Raw genomic sequence first — 22,825 nt, forward strand, 5'->3', positions numbered from 1 at the left:
AGGAGTAAATGAAATGCCTAAATCAATTTTTGTTGACCCCAGCGAAGTCCGGAAGCCGCAGATCCTGAAGATCAAAGACATTCCGGTCAATCAGTACACAAGCGACTTTGCCAAAGAGCTCAAAACCTACGGCAAAGAAGGCCTCACCAGAATTCTCTATGACATGATCACCATCAGGGAATTCGAAAACATGATGAACACCTTCAAGATCCAGGGCGCCTGGAACGGCATTGAGTACAACCATAAAGGGCCTGCCCATCTTTCCATGGGGCAGGAAGCGGCCGCAGTCGGCCAGTGCGTAAATCTTGGTATCGACGATCTTATTTTCGGCTCCCACAGGAGCCACGGCGAAATTCTCGCAAAGTGTCTTTCTGCGGTAGAAAAACTGGACGAGAAGCAACTCGAAACCATCATGAAAGAATTTCTGGGCGGCGACACTTTGAGAATGGCGGAAAAAGTAACCCACTCAAGTGTAAAAGATTTGGCGGAAAACTTTGTACTCTACGGCGCATTGGGCGAAATCTTCGCCAGAAACGCCGGGTTTAACCGCGGCCTCGGCGGTTCCATGCACGCCTATTTCCTCCCTTTCGGTTCCATGCCCAACAACGCCATTGTAGGCGGTTCTGCGGACATAGCCACAGGAGCGGCCCTTTTCAAGCGGATCAATTCCAAGAACGGAATTGTAATTTCCAACGTGGGCGACGCCGCCCTGGGCTGCGGCCCTGTGTGGGAAGCCATGTGCCTTGCGTCCATGGATCAGTACAAAACTCTCTGGCCCAAAGACGGCCCCCACGGCGCTCCTCCCATACTTTTCAACTTTTTCAACAACTTCTACGGCATGGGCGGACAGACCAATGGCGAAACCATGGGCTACCAGATCCTCGCCAGGGTTGGCGCAGGCCTCAACCCTGATAACCTCCACTCTGAACGTGTTGATGGTTACAATCCGCTGGCAGTAGCTGACGCCATTTCCCGGAAAAAGAAAATTCTCCTCGAAGGGAACGGCCCGGTACTCATGGATACCATCACTTACCGTATTTCAGGCCACTCCCCTTCTGACGCTTCAAGCTACCGTACCAAGGAAGAGATCGAAGCGTGGCAGAAGGCCGACGCCATCGCCGAGTATTCCCAATACCTCGTGAAGAACAAGGTGCTGAGCGACAGCGAAATTGAAACCATGCGCGCCTCCATCAATAAAAAACTTACAGATGTTGCAAAACTCGCCACCAATGACGCTGAAAGCCCAAGGGCAACCATGGCCTTCATCGAATCAGTAATGTTCTCCAATAAAAAGGTAGAAAAAATGGAAGACCGTAAACCGGATCTTCTTGAAACAGGCGAAACCAATGTCCGCGTAAAGGCCCTCAAAGACAAGATCCGATATGCTTTCGATGCAGAGGGCAAACCCGTAAGCAAGAACAAAATGTTCCAGTATCGGGATGCCCTCTTCGAGGCCATGTTCCACCGTTACACCATTGATCCTACCATGGCTGCATGGGGCGAGGAGAACCGCGATTGGGGCGGCGCTTTCGCTGTCTACCGCGGCCTTACCGAAGCCATTCCCTATCACCGGCTTTTCAACAGCCCCATTTCGGAAGGCGCCATTGTCGGCTCCGGCGTGGGCTATGCCATGGCCGGCGGACGCGCAGTAGTAGAATTAATGTACTGCGACTTCATGGGACGCGCAGGGGATGAAATTTTCAACCAGGCTTCCAAGTGGCAGTCAATGTCGGCTGGCCTCCTCAAGATGCCCCTCACCATCAGGGTTTCTGTGGGCAACAAATACGGCGCCCAGCACAGCCAGGACTGGTCGGCCATCACCGCCCATATCCCGGGCCTCAAGGTGATGTTCCCCACCACGCCTTACGACGCCAAGGGTATGCTCAACCTGGCCCTGCGCGGTACAGACCCGGTGGTATTCTTCGAAAGCCAGCTCCTCTACGACAAAGGTGAACAGTTTGAAAAGGCAGGCGTTCCCGAAGGCTACTACGAGATCCCCGAAGGCGAACCTGCCATACGTAAAACCGGAAAAGATATTACTATTGCTACTATCGGAGCAACTCTCTACAAAGCCCTGGACGCAGCAAAGATACTTGAAACAAAATACGGTCTTGACGCGGAGATCATCGACATCAGATTTATCAATCCTCTCAATTACGAGAAGATCATTGAATCGGTGAAGAAGACTGGCAGGCTGCTCCTTGCAAGCGATGCGGTAGAGCGGGGGTCGTTCCTTCACACTATTGCTTCTAATGTAACCCAACTGGCATTCGATTACCTTGACGCGCCTCCCGCCATCGTGGGCAGCCGGAACTGGATCACCCCTGCGCCCGAATGCGAAGAATACTTCTTCCCCCAGGCCGAATGGATCATCGACGCCATTCACGAGAAGATCCTGCCCCTCAAGGGCCACAGCCCTGCCACGGTACAGACCAATCTTGAGACCCTGAGGAAAAACAGGCTGGGTGTATGAGCATAGTGTTTCCGGCCCTTGTTAATGATCCCAAGGCAGGCGCCTCGGAACGCATTGCCGCCCTCAAACAATTTGTTGAGGGTGGCGGCCTCAAAAGCATGCCTGCCTTTACGGGAGAAATAAACAACCACATCCACACGATTTACAGTTTCAGCCCCTATACCCCGGCCATGGCAGCCCTCAAGGCCAGGGAAGCGGGACTCGAAGCCGCGGGCTCTGTGGATCACGACTCCTATTCTGCGGCGGACGAGATGCGTCAGGCTTGCGAAATAATAGGTCTGGGTTGTGTTACCGGTTTCGAACTCAGGGTAAGCCTTAAACATACGGAGTTTGCAGACCGCAAGATCAACAGCCCCGATTCCAAAGGCATAGCCTACATGACCGTTCAGGGCGTTCCTTCCAGTGCAGGTATAAGGGTAAAAGATTTTCTTAAACCCATATCAAACGCCAGGCGGGAACGCAACATCAAAATGACTGAAAACCTCAACACCATACTTGCCTCATCGGGCCTCGGAAAGCTCAACTACGATAATGACATAGTTCCCCTTTCCATGACCCATGAAGGCGGCAGCGTTACTGAACGCCATCTGCTCTACGCCCTTTCACTAAAACTCATAAACGAAACCGGCAAGGGTGAGAAGCTCTTAAAATTTCTGGAAGGAAAATTCGGCGTAAAAGTTACAGGCAAAAACCAAACATGGCTTCAAGACCCTGAAAACCCCTATTACCCCTGGGATCTTCTCGGTGTGCTTAAAGGTTCGTTTAACGAGAAGATCTTTATTCAGCCCAATGAAAGCGAATGTCCCAAGGCCGAAGTGGTAACATCCTTCGCTAAATCCATCAATGCTATCCCGTCTTACGCTTATCTGGGCGACATAACGGATTCAGTTACAGGGGATAAAAAAGCTGAAAAATTCGAAGACGATTATCTTGATGACCTTATCCCCAAATTGAAAAGTTTTGGCTTCCAGGGTGTAACTTACATGCCGCCGCGGAATACCAGGGAGCAGCTTGCAAGGCTTCACCATCTCTGCGAAAAGCAGGACTTGATCGAAATATCCGGCGTGGACATCAACAGCCCGAGGCAAGTTTTCCAATGCCCCGAGATCAGGCGCCCCGAGTTTGCCATGCTTTTAGACACCACCTGGGCGCTGGCAGCCCACGAAAAGATCGCCTCTGTAGATACCAAACGGGGCTTGTTCAATCCCGCCGATCTGTTGGCGGGGAAACCGCTGGGTGAACGGATAGCGGCTTTTGCAAAAGAAGGAAGAAAGAGAATTTGACCACGAAGTCGCCGAAGGCACACGAAGGGAAGAAGAGAAAAAACCCATTCCTCTTATACTTCGTGTACCTTTGCGGTTAAAAATTCTTAATTTGTATTTTGGAAGTTATTGGAGGTTATATGAAAACTGAAACATTTTTTGTCCCTCTTATAAGAGGAATATTTCTAGAAAAGGCCCGCTGTCCCTGGATGGTGGTTTTCAGCGCCGATGGTAAAGGTGGTGAATCCGCCGAACTTGCCATCAGCGTTGAAGCGGGCGATGAAAAAGCCGTCGGCAAAAAATTCGCCCTCGCTTTTTCTGAAAGCAAATTCTTTAAGGAAAACAAAATCCCCCTCAGGGTAAAAATCAGCAGTAATGGTACTGATTATATCTACCATACCGCTCCCTGCTATTCGGGCATTGAAAAGATCCGCAAAGGGGAGCAAAAAGAAGCCTGGGATCTCAAAAATATTGCCCCGGTAAATACCGGAGATTCAAAAACCCCCGATTACGCCACTTCACGATCAACTGTGGCAAAAAACCGCATCGCCCTCGTAACAGGCGGGGCCCAGGGTTTTGGCGAAGAAATCACCAGGGGGCTTGTGTCCGCCGGGGCATTGGTGTTCATTGCCGATCTTAACAAAGAGGGAGCAGAAAAACTCGCCGCAACGCTTAACAGTGAATACAAAAAGACTGTTGCCTTCCCTGCAGAGGTGAATGTGGGGGACGAGCTTTCGGTCCAGAACATGATCGAAAACATAGCTATCACTGCCGGAGGGCTCGATCTCTGCGTCAGCAACGCAGGGGTGCTCAGGGCGGCAAGCATTCTGGAACAGGACATTCAGTCATTTAAATTTGTTACAGATATTAACTACGTTGCTTTTGCCATTGTTACCAAACACTGCGGCCTTCTCATGAAGGCGCAGAATGCAACGGCCCCTGTCTGGACCACCGATATCATTCAGATCAATTCCAAGTCCGGACTGGACGGCTCCAACAAAAACGGATCTTACGCGGGCAGCAAATTCGGCGGCATCGGCCTGGTACAGAGTTTTGCGAAGGAACTCGTAGAATACAACACCAAGGTTAACGCGGTCTGCCCCGGGAACTTCTTCGACGGCCCCCTTTGGTCAGATCCGGTGAAAGGGCTTTTTGTACAGTACCTCAATACCGGCAAGGTTCCCGGCGCAAAATCCATACAGGACGTAAAGGCCTTCTACGAAGCAAAAATTCCCATGGGACGGGGCTGCACCGGGCCGGATGTTATCCGGGCTGTGCTTTACCTCGTGGAGCAGATTTATGAAACCGGCCAAGCCTTGCCTGTTACCGGCGGGCAAGTTATGTTAAGCTAGAACTTATTATAGGAGAAGATAAAGATGAAAACTAAAGCGATACGTATTTACGGGCAGAACGATCTCAGGCTTGAGGAATTTGAACTTCCCCAAATCAAGGACGACGAAATTCTGGCAAAGATCATTTCCGATTCTATCTGCATGTCGAGCCACAAACTTGCCATGCAGGGAAACAACCACAAAAGGGTAAAGGAAGATCTCGCAAAGCGGCCAATTATCATCGGCCATGAATTCTGCGGAGAACTTGTAGAAGTGGGGGCCAAGTGGAAAAACAAATTCAAGGCCGGCGACAAATTCGCCATACAGCCCGCCCTCAACGCCCCTGGCCCTGACGGCAAGGCTACTCTCTGGGCACCCGGCTATTCCTACCAGTTTATTGGTGGTGACGCTACCTATATCATCATTCCAAAGGAAGTGATGGAATTGGGCTGCCTTCTGGAATACAAAGCCCAAAGCTTTTACCTTGGCTCTCTGGCTGAACCTATCTCCTGTATAGTCGGCACTTACCATGCGCAGTATCATACCCGCAACGGTTCCTATGTGCATGATATGGGTATCGTAGAAGGCGGCAGCATTGCCCTCCTGGCATCCGCCGGCCCCATGGGCCTTGGAGCCATCGACTATGCGGTACACTGCCCCAGGAAGCCCAAACTTCTCGTGGTAACCGATATTGATGACGCGAGGCTCCAGCGGGCTGCTTCCATCTTTAGTCCTGCGGAAGCTGCGAAGTTCGGCGTTAGGCTTGAATATGTCAATACCAAAGAAATGGCCGACCCCGTGGCAAGCCTCAAGGAACTCAACGGCGGAAAACTCTATAACGATGTCTTAGTATTTGCACCCGTAAAGCCGGTGGTCGAAATGGGGGACAAACTTTTGGGAAGCGATGGCTGCCTCAACTTCTTTGCAGGCCCCACCGATCCCACATTCTCTGCGACCTTCAACTTTTACAATGTCCACTACGAGTCCCATCACCTGGTGGGGACTTCCGGGGGAAACACCGACGACCTTAAGGAATCCATTGCCATGATGGCCGCAAAGCAGCTCAACCCCTCATCCCTCATAACTCATGTAGGGGGCCTTAATGCGGTTGCAGAAACTACCATCAATCTGGATAAAATTCCCGGAGGCAAAAAACTCATCTATACCCACAAGAATCTGCCCCTTACGGCAATCGCGGATTTTGCGGAGAAAGGGAAGACCGATCCATTCTGGAAAACCCTGGCGGATATTGCGGCAAAGAACAACGGGCTTTGGAGCGGGGAAGCGGAAGAGTATCTGCTGAAAAACGCGCCGGAGATTTAATCTAACCGGATTTTGAAGTATCTCAATAGGGGGGCGTATTACCGGCCTGTTACGCCGCATAGGCTAACATTCACCGGTACGCCCCTCGTTGTGCCAATACAGACACACCCGCCTTTTTCATTTAAGGCGCATGGTATACAATATTAACACAGGCGCCCCCTGCAATTGCCCACAAATAAAGGCTTGCGACGCTTGCATAAGGCGAATATCGCCTCCTATATTTTGCAAAAAGTTTGGGCGTTATTTTACGATGATGGTATAACATGCGTAATCCGCGAAGAATTGCAAGATCGTTCCAACTAATAATGTTGGGACGCTGCATGGAAAAGACCATCAGCATTTCTGCTGTCCAACAATTGAATATATCAGGGCCATGAATATATCGGGAATAACTGGCCGATAGATATGTCCGATTTCATCTATCGCGGCGCCTAAAATGGGATCTTGCGATTTTAGCCAGGCAATTTCTTTTTTCCGTATTTAAAATAATGCTCAGACGTATTTTTTCTCCAGATCCAGCAAATACTTTTTGGCAGACAGCCCGCCGATGTATCCGGTTAAATTATTATTCGATCCGATTATACGGTGGCAGGGAATGATAATCAATATAGGATTGTATTTATTGGCCATGCCGATGGCCCGGCTTGCTTTTGGGTTTCCAATTTGAATGGCTATATCCTGGTAACTGCGTGTAGCGCCTATGGGGATAGATTGCAAGCTTCTCCATACAGCCAACTGAAAGTCAGTTCCATGCGGGGACATGGGTACATCAAACACGCTCCGGCTGCCGTTAAAGTATTCTGTTAATTGCAGCGCCGCTTTTTTAAGCAATGGCGTTTCGATGTTTTCAAAGCTCTCTAAATGTTTATTGCCGTTCAAACACACATGGGTTAAAGCACCATTTTCTTCGGCAATCCCAATTGTGCCGACAGGGGAATCATAGAACCATACACTTTTCATAGGTAGCTCCTTTTGTTTTTCCTTTGCGTGCCTTCGCGCAACTTTGCGGTTCATTTTTGAACCATCTTATTTATGCGGTATTCCTTAGGCGTTGTTCCGGTGTGTTTTCTGAAAAACGTATAAAATGCGCTCAGGCTGTCAAACCCAATATCAAAGGCAATGTCTATAATGGGCATATCGGTTTCCACAAGCATTTTTTTGGCATATTCTGTCTGCAGCTGACGAAGGTATTGAATTGGCGTCATACCATATTGCTGCTTAAAAATAGCAGTTAAATGCCCGGAGCTTATCCCTAATTGCTTCATTTTTTCTGTAAGTCCTTCCCGGTTATGGTAATAGCCGTCTATCAATTCTTTTGTATGCCGGACAATTTCCAATACCGGCGCATAGTCCGAGAGGTCAGGCCGACAGCGCTTGCAGGGACGGAACCCGGCCTTTTCTGCTTCTTGGGGCGTTTCAAAATAGCATACATTTTTACGGAGCGGCGTTCTTGATTTACAGGATGGACGGCAATATACGCCGACCGTTTTAACGGCATAGAAAAATTTCCCACCGTAGCTGGTATCGCAATCCACGGTAGCCTTCCACATTTCATCGTCTGTAAATTGCACTACTCACACCTCCTAGCTTGCAGTTAAAGGTAGTTTACCATGTTGGATTTAGTTTGTCTTACTCGTTTTCAGGATCTAATTCATACAAAAGACGACCTTCTGGCCCAACATATTGCGAAAAAAAATTTTACCCAAAGGACACGAAGAAGAGCCCGCTTGCGCGGGGGAGGGAAAGGGGGAAATGAATAATTACAGAAGAGCAGGAAAAAACTGCCAATTAAAAATGGGAGAAAGCGGGTAGGCCCTTTTCCTCTTCTTTTGTGTTCTTTGTGCCTTGGTGTGAGATTTTCTTTTCCTTGTATGCGAAGCCCTCTTATTAATTATTTCACACTAAGGCATAGACATTAATTAACCACATTGTGCAGCCATTTGCCTGTTCTTAAACGCCAAATGCCAAGGAGCACCTTGATCATTTCTTCGCCATTGATGCACAGGTAAATGACCCACACAGGGGCTTTAAAAACAAAGCTTGCAATGGCCCCCAGGGGAAGGGCAACTATCCACATAAGGGCTGTATCGTAGATGATGCAAAAGACCGTGTCGCCCCCTGCCCTGCAGACCCCTATCATAGCTGCCATATTGAAAGCCCGAAAAGGATAGGCGCAGCAGAGCACTATAAACATCTGGGTAGTGATTGCCAGTACCGAGGGGTTCACATTAAAAACAAATGGCAGTAATTGTGTTAAAGGCAACAGTATCAGTATTGCCCCGATGGAAACAACAGGGGAAAAACGGGTAATGCGGGAAGCATATTCCCTTGCCTCCTGTTCCTTCCCTTCGCCTATCTTCTTCCCTATAAGAACTGCAACCCCGTTCCCAAGACCAATAAAAACAACCCAGGTAAGCTGTGACACCGTATTGGTAATATTAAAAGCTGCTATAGCGTCGGTGTGGGTACGGGCAAAGATAAGGTTCTGCATGGTGACGCCCATGGACCAAAGCCCTTCATTGAAAATCACCGGAAGCGCCAGCCTAAAAAAACGGCCGGCATATGCCATATTAAACGCAAGAAGCTCCTTGAGCCTCCCTGCGGGCGCATAATGGCGGGCATAGCTCACAACAAAAAGGACGATAGCCTCAACATAACGGGAGATCACCGTTGCAAGTGCAGCCCCCCTTACCCCCATCACCGGGAATGGGCCTATGCCAAAAATCAAAAGATAATTCAGTACCGCGTTGAGGGAAAGGGCTATAAGGGTAGCCGCAATGGCAAGGCGCACTCTTTCCACCGATCTGAGGGTCAGCACAAGGGCAAGGCTTAAAGCAAAGGGCGCAAAAGAAGGGGCTAAAACCTTGAGGTAGGCTGCCCCTGCCTCAATCACCAGGGGATCCCGGGAATAAATCCCGATAAGGGTCTCGGGAAAAAAGACAGCCGCCAGGGTATAAACAGCCGCAACCATCACATTCAAGGTCATGCAGAAACCCATGTTCTTGCGTATACCCTGAACATCCCCTTTGCCCCAGAACTGGGCGGTAAAGATGGCGCCTCCTGAACAGATCCCAAAGAGGAAAAGGTTATAGAGGAAAAAGACCTGGTTCCCCAGCCCCACCGCCGCTATCTCCACAGTCCCCAGCCTGCCTATCATTATGGTATCCAGCATATTCACCAATGAATTGATGAGGTTCTGCAGCATGATGGGAACAGCTATGGTTAAAAGGCTCCGATAAAATTCTTTGTCGCCGAAAAGTGAAGGCTTTTTCATCTCAACGCTAATAATATTCTCCAGTATTCCGATTATAGAATAGAAGGAGAAAGGAAAATGATCCATGGGGTTATACCAAATAATGCTATCCCCAGCGTAGGATACGCGATAAACGCTTCCGGCAATGGAAGAATGTCTTTTCCTGTTGCCCCTGCCTCCCTTATATATTCCCATTTTCAGCATGTTTCAGGGGTTCCTGCTCCGGAAGGGTCAAGGGGCGTGTCTATTTCCAAGCTCAAAATTCTCGACGTACTCATTGAGCAGCTTTCACAGACAAAAAAACAGGGAACTAATGCCCTTGCCATGGGCGCTCCGGTCTCCGACGAGCATATTGACGCAATGATCGATTTTTATAAAACCCAGATACAGCAAGCCAAGGCAGCCAGTGCGGCCATGCCCTATATCCCCTCCCCCACGGCCCAGGCCGGGGCGGTCTTTAGCCTCACCGTATAAGTGGGGCCGTAGGCCCCCCAAGCTTCACCAAAAGCCTTTTTTGTACTATCATGGATATATGGATAGCATATCGTCCCAGGTAGATCTCATCAGGGAAGCCTTTCATTATCAAAGCCGCTTCGATGGTTCTACCATGGTTTTTAAGATTGATTTTCCCGTGACCGAGGATCCGCTCTTCACCTCTTTGGTGAAGGATTTAGCCCTCCTGGCAAAGACAGGCTTCCGGGTGGTGATAGTCCCCGGGGCAAAGGAATGGATAGACGCGGTCCTCAAAGAATACGATATAGTCTCAAGCTACAATGGCTCTGTGCGCATCACCACCGAAGACGCCATGCCCTTTGTTGAAATGGCTGCCTTTAACTCCGCTACCCGTTTTGTAACAGGCTTTTCAGGCAGCCGGGTCGATGCGGTGATAGGCAACTTTGTCCGGGCCCGGGGATTGGGAGTCATAGGCGGCGTGGATATGGAACACACAGGGGCGGTGGACAAATTCTACATCGATTCCATACACCGCATCCAGGAACTTGGCATGGTCCCCATTTTGCCCTGCATAGGCTGGAGCCCTTCGGGGAAATCCTACAATGTGCCCTCGGATGAAATCGCCCTGTCTGCGGCAGCAAACCTGCGGGCGGTCAAGCTTTTCATCATCTCCCTGAGCGGAGGCGTCAAAAAGGGCGCTTACCAGATCCCCGACGGCATAGAAACCGGAGAGAACGGCAGAATCATCAGGCTTACCCCCCAGGAAGCAGGCCGCATCCTGGAACTCAACTCCCCCAACAACAAAGATGACAAAGCCCTGGGCGAATTAGCCCTGGCGGTCAAAGCCTCAATAGCCGGCATAGAGCGGGTTCACATAATTGACGGCGGCGAAGAAGGCGCAGTGCTCAAGGAACTTTTCTCCAACCTTGGCGCCGGCACCATGGTCTACGCCGATGAATACGAATCCATCAGAAGCCTGAGAAGCCAGGACGTACCCGACATACTCCGCCTCATGGAACCCCTCATGCAGCAGGGCATACTCCTAAGGCGTACCCCCGAAGACATACAGCAGAAGAAGCAGGATTACGCAGTATTTGTAATAGACAGCCAAATCCACGCCTGCGGCGCCCTCCACGACTGGGGCGAGAATCAGGGCGAAATCGCTGCCATTGCCACAGACCCCTCTTATGCCGACATGGGCTTGGGTAGACGCATAGTCCGCTACTTCATAGACAAAGCCAAAAAGCAAGGCATGAAGCGTGTCTTTGTCCTCACTACCCGCAGCCACGACTGGTTCGAAGGCCTGGGTTTCAAGGAAGCCCCTGTGGACAGCCTCCCGGAGAAGAAACGGCGAATCTATGACCGCATACGGAACAGCAAAGTATTTGCCCTGGGGCTGTAGGGAGAAAAACTCCCTGCAAGGTATTTGCAATAAATGTGCGCCCTCTTTATACTATTCCCATGGATGATTCCCGCAAACTGACAGTTTCTGAACTCACCGACCTTATACGCCGAAACCTTGAGGGGGCCTTCCCCTCGGTGGTGGTGGAGGGGGAACTTTCGAACTGCAAGCCTTCGACTACGGGGCATCTTTACTTTACCTTGAAGGACGGCACTGCCGCCATTTCGGGGGTAATGTTCAAAAACCGCCTGCGCTATCTTTCGTTTAAGCCCAGGGACGGTATGCTCCTCAGGGTTAAGGGAAGTCTTTCGGTTTATGCCCAGAGGGGGACCTATTCCATTGTCTGCGAGGAGATGGAGCAGGCCGGGGCAGGCGATATTCTGGCTATGCTGGAACAGAGGAAGGAGAAGCTTGCCGCAGAGGGGCTTTTTGACGAGGGCCGGAAAAAACCTATTCCCAGATTCCCCAAGGCTATTGGGGTTGTAACTTCGCCCGAGGGGGCTGCCCTTCAGGATATACTCAACATATTGAAGCGAAGGGCGGGCGGGGTTAAGGTGGTTGTTTTGCCGGCGCCGGTGCAGGGCACGGAGGCAGCGGAGATCATTGCCCGGCGCATTGAGCAGGCCAACCAATGGAATCTGGCGGACGTCCTTATCGTGGGACGGGGCGGCGGCTCCCTCGAAGACCTTCTCCCCTTTTCAGAGGAACGGGTGGTGAGGGCTGTGGCTGCATCGGCGATTCCTGTGGTAAGCGCCGTAGGGCATGAGATAAACTGGGCGCTCTCGGATTTTGCGGCAGACCTCAGAGCCCCTACCCCTTCAGCTGCTGCCGAATTGGTCAGCGCCAACCGCGAGGAAGCCCTGGAATCTATCGCCATGCTGCGGGATTTTTTATACGAAACCATAAGGGCCCGTATCGAGAGGGTGAGGCTTTTGGCAAAACCATTCAACATGGAGGATCTTGAATACCGCTTCAGGGCTATACTCCAGCCGAGGCTTGTGCGTTTTGACGATGCCAAGGATGCCCTGCTCAATAATCTTGAAACAAAAGTCGAAGGATTCCGCCGCAGAATAGAACTGGCACGCAGGGGGCTCGAAGCCGGAAGCCCTCTCTCTATTTTAGAGCGGGGATTTTCGATAGTCATAGACGAACGCACAGGAAAAGCGATACGCCGTTTTACAGAAGTAAAGCCAGGCGACAGGCTCAGCATCAGGCCCCTGGAAGGCATTATTACTGCTACTGTTGAAGCAGCACAAGAGAAAGAGTGAGGAAAATATGGCAAAGGCAAAAACACAGACAGATAAAATCAGGACATTTGAAGAGAGGCTTGAGCGGCTGGAAAGCCTGGGGGAACAAATCCGCAAGCCCGACATTCCCCTGGAAGAGGCTCTCATGTCATTCGAAGAAGGCATACGCCTGACGAAAGCACTGGAAAAAGATCTGGAAAAAATCGAAAGCCGCATCGAGATACTCATGAACGGCCCGGAAGCCAAAGTGAGCGAAAGCCCTGAATTGGAATTGTTCGACAACGAAGAATGACAAAGATTCAGGTTCTCCCGCCGGAAGAAGCGCGAAAAATCGCAGCCGGTGAAGTGATAGACAGGCCCGCAGCATTAGTGCGGGAATTCATGGATAACGCCATTGATGCCGGTTGCTCTCTTGTGGAAGTAAGCATTGAGGGAGGGGGCATCATACGCACAGAGGTTAGCGACGACGGCGAAGGCATGGCAAAAGAAGATCTGGAACTCTGCTGGCTTACCCATGCCACAAGCAAAATCCGTTCTCTCGATGACCTAAAAATTGCCGAGACCCTGGGTTTTAGGGGCGAGGCGCTGGCCGCAGCATCAGCAGTATCGCACTTGGAAATATTGACCAGTCAAAACGGCAGGGAGGCCTGGAAGCTCGATGTAGGGCCCGGGGAAAAATCCCCTCCTCTCCTGGAACAAAGCCTCCGTTCCCGGGGAACCAGTGTCAGGGCTCTGGGGCTTTTCGACACTATCCCTGCACGGAAACGCTTCCTCAAACGCGAAGGCAGCGAGGCTGCGTCCTGCAAGGCTATATTCAACGATAAAGCAATGGCATTCCCCAGCCTCGGCTTCAGGTTCATGCAGGACGGCACTCTTAAAACCTTTCTTTCCCCTGCATCCTCCTTAAAAGAACGTTTCAGCCAAATTGTTATATCGGGAAATGAAGCTTCCTTCCTCCACGAGATAGCAGCCTCAGGGACAGGTTTTTCGGCAGTAATAGTAGTAGGCGGGCCCGAGATATTCCGAAACGACAAAAGGCAGCAATACATTTTCGCTAACGGTAGGCGTATACAGGATTACTCCCTCACCCAAGCCCTGGAATACGGAGTGCAGGGCTGGTTCCCCAACGGGACCCACCCTGTGGGGGCTGTATTTGTGGACATAGATCCTGCCCTGGCAGATTTCAACATACATCCCGCCAAGCGGGAGGTCCGCTTTGCAGCTCCCGGCTCTATTCACCACGCAATAACATCGGCCCTGCGGGACTTTTGCCATCACCGGAATTTAAGCACAGCTCCGACAGACGAAAACACAGGCAGAGAATTTCATTTTGACACTTTTGCTGCTAATAACGAAAGTAGCCGTATGGCGATGGAAGCGCTGCTTTCAAAACCGCCCGAATTCGTCTCCTTTCGCACAGGCTGGGCAGCGGAAGGCAGCCCCCCTTATGCCGATCAACAAGGGAATCCCGGCACTGCCAAAACCGGCTCTATACGCTACCTGGGCAGGCTTTTCGATCTCTTTATCCTGGCGCAAAAAGAAGACCGCCTCTTCATCATCGATCAGCACGCGGCCCACGAACGCATACTCTATGACCGTTTTCTGAATTCGCCCATACCCAAACAGGAACTCCTGGTATCCATACCATTCACCGTTGAAAGCAGCGAAGACGACAGCTTCCTCAAAACAAGGCAGACCGATTTGGAAAAACTTGGCATTGAGATAACAGAAGGCGACGGCGAATGGCTCATCGAAGCCCTGCCCGCCGATTGGCGCTTAAATGATGAAAAAACCGTTCAGGCGATCCTGGAACTCAAAGACGCAGGCGAAGACATAGCCGAACGCTGGGCCGCAACCCTCTCCTGCCACGGCGCCATAAAAGACGGCGACTACCTCGACCCCGCTTCTGCCCTGGCATTTGCCGAAGAAGCCCTGATGCTCCCGGTGCACCTATGCCCCCATGGCCGCCCCATCTACTTCGAACTCAGCAGGGAAAATCTCCTAAAAGCAGTTAAAAGAATATAAGAAAAAAAAGGCTTCGGGATGCGACACCGCTCCCTGTGCCCCGATTTTTCTTATCTTTCGCAGGGATATTTAAAATTCCATTGCCTTCTGATTTCATCCATTGTTTCCATGAGCACCAGCGATTCGGCCCAGGGCATCACTTCGCTTTCGGTCTTGCCTTCCCGTATGCAGTCCATGACTGCCTCGGCTTCGTAATTATAACCGTTGGAATAAAAATCAGGTTCGTAGGTATAGTCATAACGGCCGTCAAGCATGAGGATCGCTTTATGGGAAAACACAAAACCCGGCAAATGTATCCTGCCTTGAGTTCCGTAAATCCAGCCGTCATTTACCATGGCTGTGCGTATCGCAGAAGCAGCGTAAGCTATGCGGGGGCCGCCATAAGAAAGGATAACTGCAGCTTCCTCATCAACCCCGGTTTCGCCGAAATAAGCCTGGGAACTTATCTTCTCGGGCTTCTTCCCGCCGAAAACCATTGAGGCAAGGGACAGGGGATAGATTCCCGCATCCAGGAGGCTTCCGCCTCCAAGCTCAAGATTAAAAAGCCTGCCCTGGGGATTCAAGTCAGTGCTAAAGCCGAAATTGGCCTGCACCATCTTTACCTCGCCAATGAACCCCTGGCTCAGCCATTCCCGCACTTTACAGAGCGGCGGTGTGAACCGCGTCCACATGGCTTCCATAAAAAAAGTTTTATTGTCCCGGGCTGCCCCTATCATCTCTTTTAATTCGCCTGCGTTGATGGCTGTAGGTTTTTCGCAGAGCACTGCTTTTTTCGCCTTCAGGGCTTTAACGACCATATCCCGGTGCGTAGTATGGGGAGTGCCGATGTAGACTGCGTCTATCGCAGGGTCTTCCAGCATGTTATCAAAACTATCAAAGGCCTTTTCAATGCCATATTGGGCAGCGAACTTATCAGCATTCTCTTTAGTGCGCGAAACTGCCGCTTTTATGCAAGCGCCTTCAGCCGCTCTAAGTCCGACGAAAAAATGATTGGTAATGCCCCCGGTACCTGCCAAGGCCCAGTTAATTGTCTTTTTCATGATTCTCCTTTGTTCTAAAATATCCTAAAGCGCAGGACCTTACAAGAAGGATCTTTTGGTCGTTGATTTTTTTCCCTTTAGAGGTGAAAATAAAGCATTGTGAAAGACAATGGCAAAAAAACACCCCTGGCTCTGAAAATCCTCAGGGCCTTTCTCATACTCATTGCGGTTATTATACTTATCCCCGTCATTGCCATGGGGCTTTCGTTCATTGGACGCATTGCGCCCGACGAGGTGATACCCGATTCTTTCGCCCTTTACGCCAGGGTGCCCAACCCGGTAAAGCTTGCAGAACGGCTCCTGGCCCACGAAAGCCTTCCGGAGATCCTTGCGCTTCCGGAGCTGACCCCTGCATTGCCGGGCATTGAACAGTTCCGCAGCAGCGGCATACATGAAAGCAAGTGGACCAGATTTGCCCTGCGAGGCAGGCTCGACGCTGCCCTCATGGCGGACGGGAAAATCCTTGGGGCCTGGGATGCCGGCGTCCTCTCCCCGCTGCTCAAAGCATTGCCCTTAATCGCGGGCAGAATTTCGATAAAGGGGCTCTACTATGTGCAGGCAGGGAAGAATTCCCGCTTTGAATACCGCATGGAAGACGGGAAGGTTTTTTATGCAGGCCCCTGGCATAACCTGCTCATCATTGCCAATGACTCAAAGCTTTTTGAATCGGTGCTGGATGGAACTTCCCGGGATGAAGACCGCCGGGGGCGGGACAATAAAATTTTTTATGCCAGGAATTTTGATATCGCCTTCCTCCTCTCGCCTGAATACTTAAAAAAAATCCTGAAAGATTCAGACCCCATGATCGTTTCTGTCCTTGAGGATACCCAGTTCCGGGAATCCATCGAAGCGGCTTTAACCATAGAGCCCAAACAGCTCGGGATAAATATTGCCGCATCCCTCTCGTCGAATAGCAGGGAAATCGAAAATGTCCTGGCAAGGAATTCTCCGGCTGTTGGCCTCAACCGCATTCTGCCTAATAATGCCCAATATGCCACCATACTGGCAGCCGGCCCTCTCCGCACGATCATGGACGCGGCGGCTTCAGTACCGGGCGCCGGTGTGCAGGAGCCATGGAAAACAGCGGACACTTCTTCGCGCAGGCTTTTGGGCATGAATATAGAGGAACTTCTCTATTCATGGACAGGGGAAGAGTTTGCCGTCTTCGGTATGGCAGGAAGGCCGAACCCGGTTATCCTTATGGAAGTAAAGGATGAAAAAAAGCGGCAGGAAGTTTTCAGCAAGGCTTTCAAATCAATTGTGCTGAACGAGAACATCAATCTTAATCTGGACGGCAACCGCTTGCCCCGTATCGAGATGCCGAATTTTCTTTCTTCCCTCCTCCTCTCCATGGGGGTGCGTATCCCTTCTCCTTATTATACTGTCCATAATGGGTACCTCTTCCTCTCGGAATCCGCGGAATCACTGCTGGCCGCAGTGAATGCGGTGCGGAAAAATGAAACCTTAATCCGGACGGATCTCTGGCAGGGTCTTGCAAAACCAGGTCCCGGCAAATCAAGCTTCGGCATCTTCTATTCTTTGGATCGTTCCCTCCCCTTCTTCCTCAGGGGTAACGCAATAGTAAGCGTAATACTGCGAGCCTATCGCCAGGGGCTGCTGCAGCTTTCCCTCGAAAAAAACAGGATGGAAATAAACCTCCAGGCTGTTCCCGGTTCAGGGAAGGGCCTCATTCCGGTTCAGGGTTATCCCCTTGATCTGGGCGGAAGAGCAGGCAACCGGGTATACGCTATAGGCAGGGGGAACGAAGGGAGGATACTCCTCACTAAAGACAACACCGCTGTTTCAATAAACGCCCTGGACAGGAGCATAAAAGAATTCCCCCTCCCCGGGAATCTCTGGATAATTCCTGCCGACGGCATACAGGGTGGGGTATGGATAGTAAGCTCCCAGGGCAGGGTGGTACTTGCCGATCGCGATTTTGAACCCCTCAAGGGCTTCCCCCTTATCACCGGCATACGCATTTCCGCAGCCCCGGTTTCCCAGGGCGGCAAACTTTTCCTCTCCGACGAGGATGGTTCTGTTCACACCATAGATGACAAGGCTTCGGCGGCAAAATGGGGCACTGCTTACAGTACTGCCCTGCGATCCCCTCCCTCGTTCCTCACGGTGCAAAACAAAATCTATGCTGCCTCATATCCAAAAAGCTTCCTGGGGGAAATCTGGGTTCAGGATGCATCCAGCGGCGCAGCCCTCCCCGGCTGGCCTGCCTATGTTTCGGGCATCGCCTTCGGCTCTCCCCTCCCCTTTACCTATCAAAACAAACTCCATGCTGCCTTTATAAGCCAGGCCGGGGAACTTTACCTGTATGACGATCAAGGCATGCTCCTCCAGGGCTTCCCCCTGGAACTTGAGGGCGTATTCTACCTTCAGCCTGTTTTTGACGGGACTTTCCTCTGGGTCATAGCCCAGGACGGCACCCTCTACCAGATAAGCCCTTCCGGGGACCGTCTCTCCCAAAAGATACCCAACCTGGAAGTAAAAGAAAATGGCTATATCACCGCCGTGGATACGGATGGTAATGGCAAGGCTGAAATATTTATCTCCGGGGAAGGCAATACCCTGCACGGCTACAACCGCAATTTCCAGTCCCTCGAAGGGTTCCCCCTCCCCATTTGGGGGCGGCCCGCCTTTACCGAATTGTCGGGAAACGGGAAAATGGAAATTATCGGAGCCGGAATGGACAACAAGATATACCGCTGGCAGTTCAGATAAGGGGATTAAGAATGAAGCCATTTTCATCCAAATTAAGTGTATTACTGCTAATTAGTATGTTTGCGATTTCCTGCCAATCAGTGCAAAAGGATCTCCTCATCTCCAGCATGGACGAATCTGCCAGGGCAAGCATCGAAGAGCTTGAGGAAACAATAGTCAGGCTCGAAGCTGCCCCTGCCGCCAATGCCCTTGCCTCTGCCCGCAGAAAAACCGAGGAACTCGAAAAAGAGGGCATCCCCGATGCCGACTTCCAGGCCCTCCTCGCGGCATGGTCAGGAAGGCTCAGCCTTTTGGAAAACAAAACCCCCGATGCCCAGCGGGAGCTTAAAAAATCCCAAACTTTAGCTCCCGGAAACTGGCCGGCCGTGCTATTGGAAGCGCGTCTTGAGCGGGACAGGCAAAAGCGGCTTATTATTGTAGACAGCGCATTAAGCCTCGAAGACCTGGCAGCCCCTGCCGGGGGGGAATCAAACGGCCCCGGGGAATTAAGCCTCGAAAGGGGCAGGATACTCCTCGAACTCAACCGCTTTGCCGAAGCTGTGGCATCCTTTGACCTTGCCTTCGGCCTCCTGGAAGGCAAGCCCTTCTACCGCGAGATATACCAGCCTGCCAGGGACAGGGCATGGGAACTGCATGATATAGAAGCGGGGAACAAATCCATAACCCTCATGCAGCATGAATGGATAGACTGGAAGGATTTAATAGAGATCACCAAAACTGAAACGGATTTGCTGCGTTTCCTCACTGCGGGCAGGGATTGGAAAGCCGAAGAAATATTCAGCCGCCTCCTGGATCGTTCCTTTATCCCCCCCACCCAGGACATTAGCTTGACCGAATGGCCCCAAACAAAACCAAAAATCGGCGATGAGGTGCTCCGCTCAGGGGCCGCATGGTTCCTCTGGCATCTTTATGCAGAGAACAGGAGCAACAGAGGGCTGCTCTCCCGTTACGCGTCGAGGTATGCCAATACCCCAAATGCCAGAAGCCCAATACAGGATCTGCCCTTGCTCTCGCCTTTCTTTGATTCAATCCTGGGCTGCGTGGAATCCGAATTCATGTCTTTGCCGGACGGGAAAAATTTTAACCCCGGAGAAAAACTCCGGGGTTCAGCATATCTTGCAATGCTTAAGAAACTTGCTCCTTAACGCTTGAACTTGAGGGAATCCAATGTGGTCTCGTTCCTGATAAAGGTGAACCACAATTCCTTGTCGGTCTTTTCCCTCAGCGCTTTATAGAACGAGGCAATGTCTTTTACAGGCGTTTCATTTATCGCAGTAATTCTGTCGCCCCTCTGGAGGCCTATGATGGCTGCGGGGGTTTCGGGAATCACCTGGGCGACATAGAGGCCCTGAGCGTCCTTATCGAGCTGCAGGCTTGTTCGCACTGCATCGGTGAGGGACACTACAAAGAGGCCGGGCCAGAGTTTCTTGTTTTCTGCTGCCACCTCGTCGGTGCGGGCTTCAATCTTGACTTCAAAATCGCGGGAAGCGCCGTCGCGTATCACCGTAAAGACCGCCTTGTCGCCGGGCCTGAGATCCCCAACCATCTGGGTAAGGGGGGTAGAGCTGCGCACTTCTTTCTTGTCCACATGGGTGATGAAGTCGCCGGCCCTGATGCCGCCCTTGTCCGCAGGCGAACCCAGGAAGACCTGGGAAGCCAATGCGCCCCGTTTGCCCTCGATGCCAAGGGCCGAAAGCAGATCCTTGTCGGGGTCGATGAGGGAAACGCCGAGCCAGCCGTCATTGGTGGAACCTGAATTAATGAATTCATCGATGGTGCGTTTTGAATTGTTGATGGGAATGGCAAAGCCGAGGCCCACTGAACCGCCGCCGTTATTGCTGGCAATCCAGGTATTGATTCCCACAACCTCGCCCCTGATGTTAACCAGGGGACCGCCCGAGTTCCCCTGGTTAATGGGGGCATCGGTCTGGATAAAATCGTTGATGTTTCCCGCAGGCCCGTTGGTCCGGCCAACGGCGCTCACTATGCCCATGGTCACAGAAAAAGAAAACTGCTCCCCCAGGGGGTTGCCCATGGCAATGGCCCAATCGCCCACTTTGACATCGTCTGAATTGCCCAGCACCGCCAGAGGGAAAAAATCAGAAGTCTTGAAGGAAACCATGGCAAGATCGCGGCGGCTGTCTTTCCCGACCAGCTCTGCCGTGTATTCTTTGCCATCCTTGGTAGCTATCTGGATTTCGTTTGCCCCATCCACCACGTGATTATTGGTAAGCACGTAGTACAGATCCTTGTTCTGCCTGACTATGATGCCCGAACCAAGACCCTGGGATCGCTGTTCCCTTTCAGGCTGGCTATTTTCCTGGCCATTCCCCCGGGGGCCGAAAAAGAATTCCCAGGGTATGCCATTGAAGTTCTGGGCTTGCCGGCGGCTTACGGTGATTGTTTTAATCTCCACCACCGAGGGCAGCACCTTATCGGAAACCGAACGGAACGCCGTCTGGAGGCCCTCAGCTATGGCGAGGGCATCCTGAGGTATCACCACAGTCGGCGTTTCCTGGGCCTGCGCCTTTGCCCGGGGTGTGGAACAGGAAAATGAAAGGAAAGCCAGGGAAAACCCAAAGATTACCCCTATGAGCACCAGGTTGAAGATAAAGAATTTCTTCGATGACAATTTCTGTGAGAGATTCATGCTTGCTCCTTAAATCTGTATATCACGATTCATCAGATTAATTATGTTTTCTATATATAATAATTACAATCTTAAATAATGGTTACAAGGGAATTATTCAGTGAGAATTTCGGTATGGTCCGGGAAAATGGCGATGGTATGCTCCCAGTGCGACGAAAGCTTCTGGTCGGCTGTAACCACAGTCCAGTCGTCTTCCAAAATCTCCACATCCCCGGTACCCAGGTTGATCATGGGTTCAATAGCTATAACCATGCCCCCCGCCAGCTTGGGGTTGGGGCCGTGGGGAACATTCGTCACCTGGGGGTCTTCGTGAACCTCCAGGCCCACCCCGTGGCCGCAAAACTGGTGGACCACGCCATAACCGTGGGAAAGGGCATGGCCCTGCACAGCCCTGGCAATCTGGAGGAGCCTGTCCCCTGCCTTGGCTGCCTTGATCCCCGCATAGAGGCATTCCCGGGTAACTTCGTTGAGCCTATGGGCTTCAGGACTCACCTTGCCTGCCTCCACCGTAATAGCCTGATCCGAAATATAGCCATCAAGGTCTATGCCGCAGTCCAGGGACACCAGATCGCCATTGGCGATCTTCCGCCTGGAAGGGATGCCGTGAATCACTTCCTCGTTTATGGATATGCAGATAGAGTTTGGGAAGGGATTTTTCCTGGGGCCGTAACCCAGGAACGCGGGCTTGCCGCCTGCCTTTTTGATCCAGTTATGCACCCAGCGGTCTATCTCGATAGTCTCCACGCCGGGCTTAACCATGGGAAGGAGTTCCCTGTACATAGATGAAAGGGCTTTGCACGAAGTCCTGATGGCGTTTATCTGCTTTTCATTCTTAAGCCGTATCATAGCTGCCTTTTATATTGAGTTTGCGTTTGAGCTGCATGGTATTGGGAAGGCCCGGGTCGCGTTTAAGCGCCTCTTTTAAAACCTTGTTTGCGGTGCCAAGTTCGCCCATGCGGATCAAAGCTTCCGCCATGGATCGCAAAATTCTTGCCTCGTAGGAGGAATCAAAACCCAGGTCGAGCAGCATCTGGAGGCACTCCACATAGGTTCCAGGCTCTACAGACGGCCGGAGCCTGAGGCGGACTATCTCCTTAAGGAAATTTTCGATATCTTCCGCAAAGTGCCTGAAATAGGGCAGCCGCCTTTCTTCCCGTATCAGGCGGAGGAGGAGGCAAAACGCCTCATAGTAACGATCCCGCCGGGCAAGCTCCTCAGCCATAATGTAGACGCAGTCCATCCAGTCCTCACGGTCTATGTATTTTTCCATGGGAAAATCAAGGCCGCCCTGCTCTTCCCAGATTGAAAGGGCTGTATCTTCCTCCATGTGGAGAAGCTCAAAAAACACAAGCTTTGCCTTGCTGGCCGGATCGTTTCCCTGCTCTTTAAGAAAACTGCGGTAATCAAAGTGGTAAGTCCGGTTGAAGCGGCTGTATGCCCTATCGTATTCAAAACGGCGATCCCGATCCGAAAGTATCTCATAGGCGGCAAGAAGCCTGCGCATACCTTCCACCGCATTGTCCCCCGCAATGTCCGGGTGAAGCCGCTTGGCGCGCTCTCGAAAAGCTTTTTTTATATCCTGGGCTGTCGCGTTCTGGGACACCCCAAGGAGGGTGTAATAGTTATCCACTAG

The 22,825-nt window shown here is 51.4% G+C and carries 18 protein-coding genes; 11 read left to right on the forward strand and 7 right to left on the reverse strand.

The window, feature by feature from the left end:
• Window positions 1–13: 13 nt before the first annotated feature.
• The 4 genes from TREAZ_RS12000 to TREAZ_RS12015 all read left to right on the forward strand — a co-directional run bounded on the left by TREAZ_RS12000 (window position 14) and on the right by TREAZ_RS12015 (window position 6,389).
• Window positions 14–2,473 (forward strand): alpha-ketoacid dehydrogenase subunit alpha/beta, encoded by a 2,460-nt coding sequence (locus TREAZ_RS12000; protein ID WP_015712135.1) that lies wholly within the window; start codon window positions 14–16, stop codon window positions 2,471–2,473.
• Window positions 2,470–3,756, forward strand: coding sequence for a PHP domain-containing protein (locus tag TREAZ_RS12005; RefSeq protein ID WP_015712136.1), 1,287 nt, complete (start codon window positions 2,470–2,472; stop codon window positions 3,754–3,756). The genes TREAZ_RS12000 and TREAZ_RS12005 overlap by 4 nt, the downstream gene beginning before the upstream one ends.
• 119 nt (window positions 3,757–3,875) lie before the next feature.
• Window positions 3,876–5,087, forward strand: a complete 1,212-nt coding sequence (locus TREAZ_RS12010) for an SDR family NAD(P)-dependent oxidoreductase (protein ID WP_015712137.1) — start codon at window positions 3,876–3,878, stop codon at window positions 5,085–5,087.
• Between the two features lie 24 nt (window positions 5,088–5,111).
• Window positions 5,112–6,389, forward strand: coding sequence for a zinc-binding dehydrogenase (locus TREAZ_RS12015; protein ID WP_015712138.1), 1,278 nt, complete (start codon window positions 5,112–5,114; stop codon window positions 6,387–6,389).
• A 492-nt stretch (window positions 6,390–6,881) separates the two neighbouring features.
• Here the strand turns inward: TREAZ_RS12015 and TREAZ_RS12020 are convergent, their stop codons facing one another.
• From TREAZ_RS12020 to TREAZ_RS12030, 3 genes are all read right to left on the reverse strand, one after another.
• The gene (locus TREAZ_RS12020; protein ID WP_015712139.1) at window positions 6,882–7,349 is read right to left on the reverse strand and encodes a methylated-DNA--[protein]-cysteine S-methyltransferase; all 468 of its coding nucleotides are present in this window, start codon (window positions 7,347–7,349) and stop codon (window positions 6,882–6,884) included.
• 50 nt (window positions 7,350–7,399) lie between these two features.
• Window positions 7,400–7,960: a bifunctional transcriptional activator/DNA repair enzyme AdaA gene (locus TREAZ_RS12025; protein ID WP_015712140.1), complete on the reverse strand. Its 561-nt coding sequence runs from the start codon at window positions 7,958–7,960 to the stop codon at window positions 7,400–7,402.
• A gap of 344 nt (window positions 7,961–8,304) precedes the next feature.
• Complete coding sequence (locus tag TREAZ_RS12030; RefSeq protein ID WP_148257807.1) at window positions 8,305–9,663, reverse strand: MATE family efflux transporter; 1,359 nt, start codon at window positions 9,661–9,663, stop codon at window positions 8,305–8,307.
• A gap of 57 nt (window positions 9,664–9,720) precedes the next feature.
• Between TREAZ_RS12030 and TREAZ_RS17465 the strand changes: the two genes are divergently transcribed.
• From TREAZ_RS17465 to mutL, 5 genes are read left to right on the forward strand one after another with little or no spacing between them, the layout of a single operon-like run.
• On the forward strand, window positions 9,721–10,116 hold the full coding sequence (locus TREAZ_RS17465; protein WP_052297683.1) for a hypothetical protein: 396 nt from the start codon (window positions 9,721–9,723) through the stop codon (window positions 10,114–10,116).
• Window positions 10,117–10,174: 58 nt separating this feature from the next.
• Entirely contained in the window at window positions 10,175–11,497 is a 1,323-nt protein-coding gene (argA, locus tag TREAZ_RS12040) for an amino-acid N-acetyltransferase (protein WP_015712144.1), read from the forward strand.
• A 59-nt stretch (window positions 11,498–11,556) separates the two neighbouring features.
• The gene (gene xseA, locus TREAZ_RS12045; RefSeq protein WP_043923494.1) at window positions 11,557–12,765 is read left to right on the forward strand and encodes an exodeoxyribonuclease VII large subunit; all 1,209 of its coding nucleotides are present in this window, start codon (window positions 11,557–11,559) and stop codon (window positions 12,763–12,765) included.
• A gap of 37 nt (window positions 12,766–12,802) precedes the next feature.
• The gene (gene xseB, locus TREAZ_RS12050; RefSeq protein ID WP_043923495.1) at window positions 12,803–13,036 is read left to right on the forward strand and encodes an exodeoxyribonuclease VII small subunit; all 234 of its coding nucleotides are present in this window, start codon (window positions 12,803–12,805) and stop codon (window positions 13,034–13,036) included.
• On the forward strand, window positions 13,033–14,769 hold the full coding sequence (gene mutL, locus TREAZ_RS12055; protein WP_015712147.1) for a DNA mismatch repair endonuclease MutL: 1,737 nt from the start codon (window positions 13,033–13,035) through the stop codon (window positions 14,767–14,769). Before xseB ends, mutL begins: the two co-directional genes overlap by 4 nt.
• Before the next feature lie 50 nt (window positions 14,770–14,819).
• On the opposite strand, the gene TREAZ_RS12060 is transcribed toward mutL, so the two are convergent.
• Window positions 14,820–15,809, reverse strand: coding sequence for a Gfo/Idh/MocA family protein (locus tag TREAZ_RS12060; protein WP_015712148.1), 990 nt, complete (start codon window positions 15,807–15,809; stop codon window positions 14,820–14,822).
• Between the two features lie 99 nt (window positions 15,810–15,908).
• Between TREAZ_RS12060 and TREAZ_RS12065 the strand changes: the two genes are divergently transcribed.
• Together TREAZ_RS12065 and TREAZ_RS12070 are read left to right on the forward strand one after the other, a co-directional pair.
• Window positions 15,909–18,542 carry a PQQ-binding-like beta-propeller repeat protein gene (locus TREAZ_RS12065; protein WP_015712149.1) on the forward strand — a complete coding sequence of 878 codons (2,634 nt, stop codon included), beginning with the start codon at window positions 15,909–15,911 and terminating at the stop codon, window positions 18,540–18,542.
• 11 nt (window positions 18,543–18,553) lie between these two features.
• Window positions 18,554–19,687 carry a hypothetical protein gene (locus tag TREAZ_RS12070; protein WP_015712150.1) on the forward strand — a complete coding sequence of 378 codons (1,134 nt, stop codon included), beginning with the start codon at window positions 18,554–18,556 and terminating at the stop codon, window positions 19,685–19,687.
• Here the strand turns inward: TREAZ_RS12070 and TREAZ_RS12075 are convergent.
• The 3 genes from TREAZ_RS12075 to TREAZ_RS12085 form a co-directional block, all read right to left on the reverse strand.
• Window positions 19,684–21,192, reverse strand: coding sequence for a Do family serine endopeptidase (locus TREAZ_RS12075; RefSeq protein WP_015712151.1), 1,509 nt, complete (start codon window positions 21,190–21,192; stop codon window positions 19,684–19,686). The genes TREAZ_RS12070 and TREAZ_RS12075 overlap by 4 nt on opposite strands.
• A 93-nt stretch (window positions 21,193–21,285) precedes the next feature.
• Complete coding sequence (gene map, locus TREAZ_RS12080; protein ID WP_015712152.1) at window positions 21,286–22,038, reverse strand: type I methionyl aminopeptidase; 753 nt, start codon at window positions 22,036–22,038, stop codon at window positions 21,286–21,288.
• Window positions 22,025–22,822 (reverse strand): J domain-containing protein, encoded by a 798-nt coding sequence (locus tag TREAZ_RS12085; protein WP_015712153.1) that lies wholly within the window; start codon window positions 22,820–22,822, stop codon window positions 22,025–22,027. The genes map and TREAZ_RS12085 overlap by 14 nt, the downstream gene beginning before the upstream one ends.
• Window positions 22,823–22,825: the final 3 nt, after the last annotated feature.

Origin of the sequence: Leadbettera azotonutricia ZAS-9, from assembly GCF_000214355.1 — a bacterium.
Taxonomy (GTDB): domain Bacteria; phylum Spirochaetota; class Spirochaetia; order Treponematales; family Breznakiellaceae; genus Leadbettera; species Leadbettera azotonutricia.